Origin of the sequence: Synechococcus sp. PROS-7-1 (assembly GCF_014279795.1) — a bacterium.
Classification (GTDB): Bacteria; Cyanobacteriota; Cyanobacteriia; order PCC-6307; family Cyanobiaceae; genus Synechococcus_C.
Window position 1 is genome coordinate 477,415 of the sequence record NZ_CP047945.1, and the last position, 12,506, is coordinate 489,920.

At 60.5% G+C, this 12,506-nt stretch carries 11 protein-coding genes; 5 read left to right on the forward strand and 6 right to left on the reverse strand.

Annotated elements, in window-relative coordinates:
• The first annotated feature begins 98 nt into the window (after window positions 1–98).
• From SynPROS71_RS02315 to psaB, 3 genes are read left to right on the forward strand one after another with little or no spacing between them, the layout of a single operon-like run.
• Entirely contained in the window at window positions 99–371 is a 273-nt protein-coding gene (locus SynPROS71_RS02315; protein ID WP_186596391.1) for a hypothetical protein, read from the forward strand.
• Window positions 313–2,616, forward strand: a complete 2,304-nt coding sequence (psaA, locus tag SynPROS71_RS02320) for a photosystem I core protein PsaA (protein ID WP_011932314.1) — start codon at window positions 313–315, stop codon at window positions 2,614–2,616. Before SynPROS71_RS02315 ends, psaA begins: the two co-directional genes overlap by 59 nt.
• Window positions 2,617–2,638: 22 nt before the next feature.
• Window positions 2,639–4,855: a photosystem I core protein PsaB gene (gene psaB, locus SynPROS71_RS02325; protein WP_186596393.1), complete on the forward strand. Its 2,217-nt coding sequence runs from the start codon at window positions 2,639–2,641 to the stop codon at window positions 4,853–4,855.
• A gap of 84 nt (window positions 4,856–4,939) precedes the next feature.
• Here the strand turns inward: psaB and SynPROS71_RS02330 are convergent, their stop codons facing one another.
• Window positions 4,940–5,866 (reverse strand): cupin, encoded by a 927-nt coding sequence (locus SynPROS71_RS02330; RefSeq protein WP_186596395.1) that lies wholly within the window; start codon window positions 5,864–5,866, stop codon window positions 4,940–4,942.
• A 158-nt stretch (window positions 5,867–6,024) separates the two neighbouring features.
• Between SynPROS71_RS02330 and SynPROS71_RS02335 the strand changes: the two genes are divergently transcribed.
• Entirely contained in the window at window positions 6,025–6,330 is a 306-nt protein-coding gene (locus SynPROS71_RS02335) for a hypothetical protein (RefSeq protein ID WP_186596396.1), read from the forward strand.
• Here SynPROS71_RS02335 and SynPROS71_RS02340 read toward each other — a convergent pair.
• From SynPROS71_RS02340 to SynPROS71_RS02350, 3 genes are all read right to left on the reverse strand, one after another.
• Window positions 6,327–9,464 (reverse strand): efflux RND transporter permease subunit, encoded by a 3,138-nt coding sequence (locus SynPROS71_RS02340; RefSeq protein WP_186596397.1) that lies wholly within the window; start codon window positions 9,462–9,464, stop codon window positions 6,327–6,329. The genes SynPROS71_RS02335 and SynPROS71_RS02340 overlap by 4 nt on opposite strands.
• A gap of 110 nt (window positions 9,465–9,574) precedes the next feature.
• Window positions 9,575–10,066 carry a photosystem I reaction center subunit XI gene (locus SynPROS71_RS02345; RefSeq protein ID WP_038005163.1) on the reverse strand — a complete coding sequence of 164 codons (492 nt, stop codon included), beginning with the start codon at window positions 10,064–10,066 and terminating at the stop codon, window positions 9,575–9,577.
• Window positions 10,067–10,124: 58 nt separating this feature from the next.
• Window positions 10,125–10,241 carry a photosystem I reaction center subunit VIII gene (locus tag SynPROS71_RS02350; protein ID WP_006854791.1) on the reverse strand — a complete coding sequence of 39 codons (117 nt, stop codon included), beginning with the start codon at window positions 10,239–10,241 and terminating at the stop codon, window positions 10,125–10,127.
• 114 nt (window positions 10,242–10,355) lie between these two features.
• Between SynPROS71_RS02350 and SynPROS71_RS02355 the strand changes: the two genes are divergently transcribed.
• Window positions 10,356–10,850: a hypothetical protein gene (locus tag SynPROS71_RS02355; protein WP_186596398.1), complete on the forward strand. Its 495-nt coding sequence runs from the start codon at window positions 10,356–10,358 to the stop codon at window positions 10,848–10,850.
• Here the strand turns inward: SynPROS71_RS02355 and SynPROS71_RS02360 are convergent.
• Both SynPROS71_RS02360 and SynPROS71_RS02365 read right to left on the reverse strand, forming a co-directional pair.
• The gene (locus SynPROS71_RS02360) at window positions 10,808–11,767 is read right to left on the reverse strand and encodes a glycosyltransferase family 2 protein (RefSeq protein WP_186596399.1); all 960 of its coding nucleotides are present in this window, start codon (window positions 11,765–11,767) and stop codon (window positions 10,808–10,810) included. The two genes, SynPROS71_RS02355 and SynPROS71_RS02360, sit on opposite strands and share 43 nt — an antisense overlap.
• 73 nt (window positions 11,768–11,840) lie before the next feature.
• Window positions 11,841–12,494, reverse strand: coding sequence for a hypothetical protein (locus SynPROS71_RS02365; protein ID WP_186596400.1), 654 nt, complete (start codon window positions 12,492–12,494; stop codon window positions 11,841–11,843).
• Between the last annotated feature and the right edge of the window lie 12 nt (window positions 12,495–12,506).

A 12,506-nucleotide genomic window follows, 5' to 3' on the forward strand; every position in this document is an offset into this window, starting at 1 on the left:
TAGTTTCTTGTGTGATTTTGATTTTTTTGTTGATAGCGAGCTGCACGAAGATGTCAGGCCCAGACAGGGGCGCGGCCGGATTGAACCTTTGTAACTCCATGGGGTCTTCTGTGCATCTGCGCCCCTATGCTTCCGCCAGCGGTCCCCTCTTTGGGGCCCAGCGCTCCAGTGGTGGTCAGGAGTTTGCGCTCCTGGCGCCATTGGCGCCCGGTCGCGGTGACGCTCTGCGGAGCTGCGTCCGGGGCCCCGGTGAACCTCGTTCACCGGAGGGGTGGCCCACCACCTCGATCCCGTCCCTCGAGGAACGACTCGATGACCATCAGCCCACCAGAGCGTGGGAGCACCGCGAAGACTCAGGTCGAAAAGGTTGACAATCCTGCAACCTTTGAGCTGTTCGGCAAGCCCGGACACTTCGACCGTGCTCTCGCGAAAGGTCCCAAAACCACCACCTGGGTTTGGAACCTCCACGCCAATGCTCACGATTTCGACAGCCACACGAGTGACCTAGAGGAGGTCTCTCGAAAGATCTTCAGTGCTCACTTCGGCCATCTGGCCGTGATCTTTATTTGGCTGAGCGGTGCCTTCTTCCACGGAGCCCGCTTCTCCAACTTCTCCGGTTGGCTTGCTGACCCCACGCACGTGAAGCCCAGCGCTCAGGTGGTGTGGCCGGTGTTCGGCCAGGAGATCCTCAATGGCGATATGGGTGCCGGTTTCCAGGGCATCCAGATCACCTCAGGCCTCTTCCATGTGTGGCGTGCCTGGGGCATCACCAACGAAACACAGCTGATGTCTCTGGCCATCGGCGCCCTGGTGATGGCCGGCCTGATGCTGAATGCAGGCGTTTTCCACTATCACAAAGCAGCTCCAAAGCTGGAGTGGTTCCAGAACGTTGAGTCGATGCTCAACCACCACCTCGCTGGACTGCTCGGCCTCGGGTCACTGTCCTGGACAGGTCACCTTCTTCATGTGTCCCTGCCCACCACCAAGTTGATGGACGCCATTGACGCCGGCCAGCCGCTGGTGCTCAACGGCAAGACCATCGCTTCTGTGGCGGACATCCCCCTGCCGCATGAATTCTTCAATCAGGATCTGCTGGCGCAGCTCTATCCAGGATTCGGTGCCGGCATCGGTGCTTTCTTCTCGGGTAACTGGGCTGCCTACAGCGATTTCCTCACCTTCAAGGGTGGTCTGAACCCTGTGACAGGCAGCATGTGGATGAGCGACATCGCTCATCACCATCTGGCCATTGCGGTGCTCTTCATCGTGGCTGGTCACATGTACCGCACGAACTGGGGCATCGGTCACTCCATCAAGGAGATCCTCGAAGGTCAGAAGGGCGATCCCCTTCTCTTCCCTGCCACGAAGGGCCATGACGGCCTGTTCGAGTTCATGACCACGAGCTGGCATGCCCAGCTGGCTGTGAACCTCGCCATGCTCGGCTCCCTGAGCATCATCGTGGCTCAGCACATGTACGCGATGCCTCCATACGCGTACATGTCAATCGACTATCCGACGCAGATCGGCTTGTTCACCCATCACATGTGGATTGGTGGCTTCCTGATCGTTGGTGCCGCAGCGCACGCTGCCATCGCGATGATCCGCGATTACGACCCTGCCAAGCACGTCGACAATGTGCTGGACCGGGTGCTGAAGGCTCGTGACGCCCTGATCAGTCACCTCAACTGGGTGTGCATCTGGCTTGGCTTCCACAGCTTCGGCCTCTACATCCACAACGACACCATGCGTGCCCTGGGACGTCCCCAGGACATGTTCAGTGACTCAGCGATTCAGCTGAAGCCTGTGTTCGCTCAGTGGATTCAGGGTCTGCATGCCGCTGCTGCTGGCAGCACCGCTCCCAACGCTCTTGCGGGTGTGAGCGAGGTGTTCAACGGTTCCGTCGTTGCCGTGGGTGGCAAGGTCGCAGCTGCGCCGATCCCCCTGGGCACCGCAGACTTCATGGTGCACCACATCCACGCCTTCACGATCCACGTGACGGTGTTGATCCTGCTGAAGGGTGTGCTCTACGCCCGGAACTCCCGCCTCATCCCCGACAAGGCCAACCTTGGCTTCCGTTTCCCTTGCGACGGCCCCGGCCGTGGCGGCACCTGTCAGGTGTCCGCATGGGACCACGTGTTCCTGGGTCTGTTCTGGATGTACAACTCCCTGTCCATCGTGATCTTCCACTTCTCCTGGAAGATGCAGAGCGATGTGTGGGGAACGGTGAATGCTGACGGTTCCGTTCAGCACATCACCAACGGCAATTTCGCCAACAGCGCCATCACCATCAACGGCTGGCTGCGTGATTTCCTGTGGGCTCAGGCCGCTCAGGTGATCAACAGCTACGGCTCCAACACCAGTGCTTATGGCCTGATGTTCCTTGGTGCTCACTTCGTCTGGGCCTTCAGCCTGATGTTCCTGTTCAGCGGCCGCGGCTACTGGCAGGAGCTGATCGAGTCCATCGTCTGGGCTCACAACAAGCTGAAGGTGGCCCCGGCCATCCAGCCCCGTGCGCTGTCCATCACCCAAGGCCGTGCCGTGGGTGTCGCCCATTACCTCTTGGGCGGCATTGCGACCACATGGGCCTTCTTCCACGCCCACATCCTTGTGGTCGGCTGACCTCTCCTGACCTTTCCCTCTAATGGCAACGAAATTTCCTTCGTTCAGCCAGGGTCTGGCACAGGACCCGACAACCCGCCGCATCTGGTACGGGATCGCCACGGCTCACGACTTCGAGAGCCATGACGGAATGACGGAGGAGAAGCTTTACCAAAAGCTCTTCTCCACCCATTTCGGCCATCTCGCGATCATCGGCCTGTGGGTTTCGGGCAACCTGTTCCACATCGCCTGGCAGGGCAACTTCGAGCAGTGGGTCGCCGACCCTCTGCACGTGCGCCCCATCGCTCACGCAATCTGGGATCCCCACTTCGGGCAGGGCGCCATTGACGCCTTCACCCAAGCGGGTGCCTCCTCCCCGGTGAACATCGCCTATTCGGGCCTGTATCACTGGTTCTACACAATCGGCATGACCACCAATGCCGAGCTGTATCAGGGTTCCATCTTCATGATGATCCTGTCGGCTTGGGCCCTGTTCGCCGGTTGGCTTCACCTCCAGCCCAAGTTCCGCCCCTCACTGGCTTGGTTCAAAAACGCGGAATCCCGCCTGAACCACCACCTGGCAGTTCTCTTCGGCTTCAGCTCCATCGCCTGGACCGGTCACCTGGTTCACGTGGCGATTCCTGAGTCCCGTGGTCAACACGTTGGTTGGGACAACTTCCTCAACGTGATGCCCCACCCCGCCGGTCTGGGACCCTTCTTCACCGGAAACTGGGGTGTGTATGCCCAGAATCCCGACACCATGGGCCAGGTGTTCGGTACCGCTGAAGGATCCGGCACTGCGATCCTCACCTTCCTGGGAGGCTTCCACCCTCAAACCGAGGCTCTGTGGCTCACCGACATCGCCCATCACCATCTGGCCATCGGCGTGATCTTCGTGATCGCCGGCCACATGTACCGGACGAATTTCGGAATCGGTCACTCCATCCGCGAGATCCTCGAAGCCCATAACCCTCCCCAGGGCACCCCTGGCGATCTGGGTGCAGGCCACAAGGGTCTCTACGACACCATCAACAACAGCCTGCACTTCCAGCTTGGTCTGGCCCTCGCATCCCTGGGCGTTGTCACCTCCTTGGTGGCCCAGCACATGTATGCGATGCCGTCGTATGCCTTCATCGCGAAGGACTACACAACCCAGGCTGCGCTCTACACCCACCACCAGTACATCGCCATCTTCCTGATGTGCGGTGCCTTTGCTCACGGTGCGATCTTCTTCATCCGTGACTACGACCCCGAAGCCAATAAGGACAACGTCCTGGCTCGGATGCTCGAGCACAAAGAAGCCATCATCAGCCACCTGAGCTGGGTCTCCCTCTTCCTCGGTTTCCACACCCTCGGCCTCTACGTTCACAACGACGTGGTCGTGGCCTTCGGAACCCCTGAGAAACAGATCCTGGTGGAGCCCGTCTTCGCTCAGTTCGTTCAGGCTGCGTCCGGTAAGGCGATCTACGGCTTCGACGTTCTGCTCGCCAATAGCGGCGGTGTGGCCGCCAATGCCAATGCTGCCTACATGGGCGGCTGGATGGATGCCATCAACGGTGTCCGCGGCAGCAATGATCTATTCCTGCCCATTGGCCCTGGTGACTTCCTTGTTCACCACGCCATCGCTCTGGGACTGCACACCACCACCCTGATCCTGGTCAAGGGTGCACTGGATGCCCGTGGTTCCAAGCTGATGCCTGACAAGAAGGACTTCGGCTATTCCTTCCCTTGCGACGGCCCAGGCCGTGGCGGTACCTGCGACATCTCGGCTTGGGACGCCTTCTATCTGGCTGTCTTCTGGGCCTTGAACACCGTGGGTTGGGTCACCTTCTACTGGCATTGGAAGCATCTCGCCATCTGGCAGGGCAACGTGGCTCAGTTCAACGAATCCAGCACTTATTTGATGGGCTGGTTCCGCGATTACCTCTGGCTCAATTCCTCTCAGCTGATCAACGGTTACAACCCGTTTGGCAGCAACAACCTCGCCGTCTGGGCCTGGATGTTCCTGTTCGGTCACCTGGTGTGGGCCACCGGTTTCATGTTCCTGATCTCCTGGCGCGGTTACTGGCAAGAGCTGATCGAGACCATCGTTTGGGCTCACCAGCGCACGCCTCTGGCCAACCTGGTTGGCTGGCGCGACAAGCCAGTGGCCCTGTCCATCGTTCAGGCGCGTGTTGTGGGTCTCGCCCACTTCACGATCGGCTACATCCTCACGTACGCCGCTTTCCTGATCGCTTCGACCTCTGGCAAGTTCGGTTGATCCAACTGAGCTGCCTTTGAAGTCAGCAGTCGTTCCTCGTTTCCTTCCCCGTCCGGTTCTCCGGGCGGGGTTTTTTGATGGCGATCAGCCGCTGAAACGGATGTCGAGCGTACGCAAATAGGTGTGCAGGCCAGCGTCCTGAATCGGCAGCACGTAAGCGTCTGCACCGGATTCGTTGTGATGGGAATGCCAGTAGCCCGGCGGGGTGACGAACGCTGCACCCGGGGCCCAGTCTTCCCGGTGCGGGTTGATGATGCGCCCCTGGTCATTTAGCTCCGTTCCAATCAGCGTGTAGCAGCCCGGTTCACAGGCCACTGCGAAGTCCAAGGCGATGGACTGATGGCGGTGGGGCATCTGCTCTTGGTTCGCCGGAAGAATGCCGAGCATGGCCCAAAGGGTTTGGCTCACTGTGCGTGACTGGGGAAACGCGCTGTTGCCGAGGAGCACACTCACGCGGTTGGCCTTTGCACCACTGGCGCTCTTTGCGATCTCCGCGAGTCTCTGCTCACTGTCCTGATGGCTGTAGAAGGTGGGTTCGAAGCGAGCTTGGCTGGGTTCCACTCCCAGATGCCTCAGCAGGGGTGCATCGTGAACCCAGTAGATGGCAGCTTTGTCCGCGCTGGTGTGAATGGCGTCGCCGCCGGCCGGCAACACGAGCATGTCGCCTTTGGTCCAGGCGAAGCGTTGACCGCAGGCAGTCGTTTCACCCTGGCCTTTGGCCACGAAGAACAGTTGGCTGGTGGCCACTGCGGATGTTCGCAACTCCCCTTGATCGAGACGAATGAAGTTGGCGCAGAGAGAGGGGCCAGTGGCTGGGCCTGCGCAGCCCAGTGATTCACTCAGATCCAGCGGCAGGACTTCGCTACCAGGTTCCTGGAAGAAGGCAGGCGAGAAGCTTCGATAGGGCACGAGCTCGGTCAGGCCGTTGCGAATCGGATTGGCCGCTTCTCCGTAGGAAAAGAACTGTGCCTGCTCCGATGAGGCGCATCGTTCCGTTGCACTGCTCACCATGCGCTCGTCACCCAAGTCTTAAAAAGAGACCCACCTTACGGAGCAGTGGTTCGGGCATCGGTATGCACCGCGTCATGTTTTCGTTGAGGCTCAGTCACCTTTCTGCGGCTCTTGGGCGCTGAACTAAGGCATCCCCGCTCTTCCCTTGGGCCAAGACCATGCCAACGCTGCCCCCCCGCCTCGAACTCGTGTTGCTTCTTTCTGCCGCAGCGACTGGTTACAACCTCACGATGAAGATCCTGCCAAGTCAGCGCATCGACCTGGCGCAATTAGAGGTGGAAGAACGCGTTCAGACGTCAGAAGCTTTTCGCTCGACCCGCTCTCCGTCGGGTGCGAGAGCCCCCGTGAGCAGGAATCCAGCACCCGCTGTCGTGATGGACGTGGCCGTTGTCAACAACAGGGGGACTTGTGCTGTTCCTCCGTCGGGTGGCCCCGCACTGAATGACCAGTTTGAACCCTGTTAACCATCCAGTTCCGGCATGGATGGGCCCACGCCGCGCCAGCGCTTGAGCTGTAGGTAGATCGCCGGGATCACGAACAGGGACAGCAGTGTGGACACCAGCAATCCACTGAAGACCACCGTTCCGATGCTGATCCGGCTGGCTGATCCACTTCCGCTGGCCAGAAGCAGGGGCAGGAAGCCCGCGAGCGACGTGACTGCAGTGAGCAAGATCGGTCGCATCCGATTGATGGCGGCTTCCTCAATCGCCTCCAGCAGGGGAATGCCTTGCTCAAGGCGTTGATTGGCGAATTCCACAATCAGAATTCCATTCTTTGCTGCCAGGCTCACTAAAACAAGCAGACCCATCTGGGCATAGACATCCAGCGTGAGACCCCGCAGCTTCAATCCGATCAAGGCCCCAAGCAAGGCCATGGGCACGGTGAGCAGGATGATCAGTGGGTCGAGGAAACTTTCGTAAAGCCCTGCTAACAGCAGGTACACAACCGTGAGGCCTAGGGCAAACAGCACCCAGGTCACGGATTCAGCCCGGGTCTCTTCTTTGGCCAGTCCTGTGAAGGTGAGAGCCAGATTGGTTCCGCCGGTGCGGTCGCTCAGGGCTTGGAGGGAATCGATGGCCTGTCCGCTGCTTACAGCGTCGGTCGGCACGGCGGTGATGCTGATTGAGCGGTTTTGGTTGTAGTGGGTAATGCTGTTGGCGCCGGAATCCCGTTTCAACGTCACAACGTTGGCGACCGACACCAACTCACCGCTGCGATTGCGCACCATCAGACTTGTCAGGTCGCCTGGAGTGCTGCGATCGGATCCCTCCAGCTGAACGTAGATACTGCGGATCTGTCCGCCTTCAAACGTGTCATCGATGTAGCGGCCGCCGATGGCCGTTCCGATGTCGCGAAGGGTCGGTCCTACCGGCAAGTCGAGCGCTGCCATCTGGCTTCTGTCGATCTCGAGACGCCATCGCGGTGAACTGGCATCAAACCGAGTGCTCACCCGCTGGAAGAGGCCGGACTCCTGTGCTGATCGAATGAACTGCTGGGCCTGGGCTTCGAACTCTTGAAGACTCAGCTGGCCACCACTGCGGTCTAGCAGTTCCAACTGCAGCCCTGATTCGCTGCTGAATCCCCGCACCGTGGGGGGTGTGGTGACAATCACCCTCGCATCCGTTATTTGTTGCTTCAGGGCCTTGTTCAGGCGTTTTTTTACAGCCTCGCTGCTGTTCTCGCGTCCTGGTCGTTCCTTGAGAGGGGCCAGGCGCAGGTAGAACGCTCCCCGGTCTTCTCCGCTTTGGCCGAACGAGCGGCCGGCATAAAAATTGCCGCTGCGGATCAGTGGTTCTTCTGCGATCACCTGACGAATCCGTTCCATGACCGCTTCGGTGCGCTCGAGGCTGGCGCCTTCCGGCAGGGTGAAATACCCCCGCACTTGGCCCTGATCTTCATTGGGGATGAAGGAGGTGGGAATCGTGGCCAGTCCGATGCCCGTGAGCATCAGACCCGTGAGGATTAGGCCCAGAACGATGCGACCGCGAGGGAGCCAGAGCGCCAGGGCTTGGCCATACCAGATCTGCAGACGACGCATTCCATGGCGCAGCCTCTGGCTGATGCGCTTCACAGGCCCGGGTAAGCGGCCACTCCCTGAACTAAGCACCCGGGCACAGGCCATGGGGGTGAAGGTGAGGGCGTTGAAGGTTGAGAACAGGATGGCTCCGCTGATAGCCAGAGCAATCGGTTGGTAGAGGCGGCCGATGGATCCTGGGATCAGGAGCACAGGGAGGAATACAGCAGCCAGCACGAGGGAGGTCGCCACCACAGCCCCAGCGAGCTCGGCCATGGCGTCCTCAGCGGCACCCTGCGGCTCGGCTCCTTCTTCGATGCGCCCTGCGATGTCCTCGCTCACCACGATGGCGTCGTCGACCACGATTCCGGTGGCGAGAACCAGTCCGAACAGAATCAAGCTGTTGAGATTCGATCCGCTCAGCCGCACCACCACGAGGCTGCCGATCAGGGCGACAGGCACAGCGATGCCAGGGATCAGCGCCAATCGCCAGCGCCCAAGGAACAGCACCAGCACCACAAGCACCAGTACCACCGCATCACGGAGAGTGCCGGTGGTGCGATCCAGGTTGGCCTGCACGGTTTCGGCGACATCCACGATCACCTGCATGCTCAGGCTTGGAGGAAAACTGCTCTCCAGGCGCTTGAGCGCGTCCATGACAGCGCCACTGACTTCAAGGGCGTTGGCACCATCTCGCTGGAAAATGCCCACTGCGACAGAGCTGTTCCCCTCGAGGTTCAGGGTGCTGCTGCCGTAACTGCGCTGGCCGAGTTGGACCCGTCCAACATCCTTCAGGCGAATCAGACCACCCGTCTCAGTGCGTTTGACCACCATGGTCTCGAAATCAGCCCGACTGCGAAGACGTCCCTCCGCATCGATGGGAAGGCTGAACAGTTGTCCAGTTGGTGCTGGGGCTTCTCCCAGGCTTCCCACTGCAGCAAGAACGTTTTGCTCGGCCAGCGCTGCGGTGATGTCGTTGGTGGAGAGGTTGAACTGTTCCAGACGATTGGGATCAAGCCAGAGTCGGAAGGCCAGTTCGCTGCTGCCGAACACGCGGATGTCGCCGACGCCAGGTGTTGCCCTGAGCGCTTCTCGCAGGTTTTGATCCAGCCAGCCGCCGATGAAGATCGGTTCGTACAGGCCAGGCGGTGCGCTGAACCCCAGGATCAGCAGCAGGTCATCGGTGGAACGGTTCACGTTCAGGCCTTGGCGAGTGACGGCCTGGGGCAGCCGACGGCTGGCCAGGTTCACCTCGTTCTGAACCTTGATCGCATTGAGTTCGGGATCGCCTGATTCGAAGCGCAGGCTGAGGCTGGCGCCGCCCTGACGGCTGCTGGACGTCATGCTTTCGAGTCCTTCCAGCCCATTGAGCTGTTTTTCAAGAACGGCCGTGACGCTTTGCTCCACCACCTCCGGACTGGCAGCGGGGAAGGAGGCGCTCACGCTCACACGCGTGGGTGCCAGCTGGGGTAAGTCTTCAAGGCCGAGGCCCATCAGTGCCACAGAGCCCGCCAGCAGCACAAGCAAGCTGCAGACGATGGTGAACACAGGCCGCCGCAGGAACGGCTGGGAGATGGACCGCAAGGCGGCAGTGGTTCAGAAGCGACAAGATCTTGACAGCAGAATGCCCCGAATGCGCCATTCAGGAGCATTCGGGGCATTGCGCTTTTGAAGTGAGGCCAGGCTGAACCGGCTTAGTTCACGCTCCAGACACCGCCGGCGATGTTCACCAGAGGGGCAACAAGCGCAGTGCCGGTCAGGAACCAGGCAAAAGCTGCGCCACCACAGCCTCCAAGCCAGAAGCCACTGGCGAACTCTGCCCATCCGGCCTTGGTGAACAGGTCGGCAGGAGGGTTGTCGATGGTGGCGTCAGCCGGCTGCACATTGGGGCCGTTGCCAGCGGTTCCGTAGATGGAGAGGCACACCGTCAGGATGGACACCAGACCAATGGTGGCGAGTAACCCAGCGGTGGTGGAGTACTCGGTGAGTCGCAGGGGGCCACAGATTGTGAAGGGGCCATACAGGAAAAAGCCGTGGGCCATGCCAACTTCCAAACCGCGACGGTTGGGAGAGAGGGCTGGTCTGTAGGCGGGGAGTGCGTTGAGGAAGGCCTTGGCGAAATAGCTGCTGTTCACCGGGGTGGCCAGGTTGCCGACTGTGGGGTCGGCCACGGGGGTCACGGTCATGGATTAGATAGCGATTGAGGTGCGGAGCGCTGAAGCGGTCTGAAGGGCACGCGGCCGATCAATCAGTGGCTTCGATCACGTTGAACAGCAGAGCCATGGCCACAGCTGGGCCCATGATCCCCACGAGGGGAACAAACACTGAGGGCATCCAGGCAGCGACAAATTCTCCGGTCATGGCAGCGGCCAAAAGGTCCGCCGGTACTGTAGTAAGCGCCTTTCTGTCGGTCTCGCGCCGACGGCAACGGCGACATAAAAGTTCAATCCCTGCGGCGTCCGTCGCTCAAGCTCCATGACTCAGCTTCTTGCCGGTGGTGCAGCGTTCGTGCTGGTGGCTGTGCTCTGGTTGCTCGGACGCCGTCCAAGCAAGACTCTCCTGCGCAGCACCGATGCGGGTTCGGTGGCAGCGATCAACCGGGCCCAGCTTGGCCTCGTTCAAACCAACGCCTCAGCATTGCCCGAGGCCTCAACCGCCGCCGAAGCGTCGGAAGATGAGGCGGCTCCGGTCTTTGCACGGCCAGTGGGGACCGCCGCGCGACTGGCTTTGGCGAAGGAACTTCGCCGGGCCATGGATCAGGGCGGACCGGAGCAGCGTCTTGTGGCCGTCGAGCGTGCTGGCCTCTGGGGGCATCGTTCGGTGCTGCCTGTGCTCCGCCGAGGCCTGCGTGATTCGGATCGCCGCGTTGTGCTGGCCGCCGCCGCAGGCATTGAGCGGCAGCGTGGTGCAACCCGTCCCAGCCTGGCTCAGCAGGCCCGGCCACCCCGCAACGTCGCCCGAATGCGGTAGATCGGACGCCCCTGGCTTTCGTGATAGGTGCGGATCAGCAGTTCCGCCAGTAGCCCGAAGCAGAACAGCTGAATGCCGGCCAAGCCCAGCACCACCGCCAGGATCAGCAGTGGGCGGGTGCCGATGTCATCGCCCATCAGCTTGATCACCAGGAGATAGGAGCTTGCGATCAGGCTCAGGAGAATCGCAATCAGCCCCCCAAATCCGAAGACGTACATCGGGCGCGTCAGAAACCGCTTCATGAACCACACCGTGAGCAGGTCCATGAGCACCCGGAAGGTGCGGTCAATGCCGTATTTGCTTGTGCCGTACTGGCGGGCCCGGTGATTCACCTTCACTTCTGTGATGCGTGCCCCCTCGATGAAGGCAAGCGCCGGCAGGAACCGGTGAAGCTCTCCGTAGAGACGCATGTCGGCAAGCACGTCGCGGTCGTAGGCCTTCAGTGAACAGCCGTAGTCATGCAGGCGCACACCCGTGACGCGCCCGATGATCCGATTGGCGATTCTGGAAGGAAGCTTGCGTTGCAGTTCGGCGTCCTGACGATCGTGGCGCCAGCCACTCACCAGGTCGTAGCCCTCGCGTTGCTTGGCAAGCAATAGGGGGATATCGGCAGGATCGTTCTGTAGGTCGCCATCCAAGCTCACGATGACCTTGCCTTGCGCGACGTCGAATCCTGCGGCCATCGCAGCTGTCTGGCCGTAGTTCTTGCGCAGGAGCACTCCTACGAGCTCCGGTACGTCTGCGCTGATCCGTTCCAGAACAGCAGCCGTTGCATCGGTCGAGCCATCATTGACCAACACCAGTTCAAATTGCTCGCCGGTTGGACGCAGCGCTGTGAGCAGCTGCTCGACCAGTTCGGGCAGACTCTCCTCCTCGTTGTAGAGGGGCACTACGACCGAAAGGTCAAGCCCTGCCATGGGGATCAATCTCGTATGGCAGCAACTTAATCGGCGCTCGGATCCCCTTTGCTAACAAGCGTGCGGGCTGGGCTTACCAGGACCGATAACGGCGGTAGATCGTTCGTGTCCCTAGTTGAATCGTTTTGCCGTTGGGGCAGACCCCTTCCCTGGTCACTTTGTAATACCCGGCCCGACATTGGCTTAAAGGGGTGCGGGAGTTGGAATACTGTTCCCCAGGGCAGAAAGCGTCTTCATTGATCGAGCGGAAATCCCGGTAGCGCTCCCGATCCTCTGTTTTGACCATCAGCACGGCACTCCCTTCTGCAGGGCTCCCCTCCTCACTCGCTCCTGTCACTTTCCAGCGGAACTCATTCTCTCCAGGGCGAACGGACAGGAAACTGCCGTGTTGACGGGTGCCCAAGCTGATGGAAAAGCTTTCCGAGCTTCTGCGACCTTTTCCGTATTCCCTGTTGGTGAAGCCACCCGTGCGTCGATTGCGGATCACGATTCGCTGCTTTGCCGCTGGCGGAGTCGATGCCAGAAAACGGATTCCCTTCATCGCTGTCACGCTCTCCCCAGGGCAATCCCCCCTGTAAATCGTGCGCACAAGCGTGAGCTCCTCAATGGGCTGGCTGCCCTGGAGAAATTCCCCGCTGGAGGCATCCATGCTGAAAGGGTTGCGTTCAGGCGCTCCTGGATCCCATTGCGCGATCAGGGTGCCGGCCAGCAGGGAAAGGGGGTCCATGACTTGGGATCA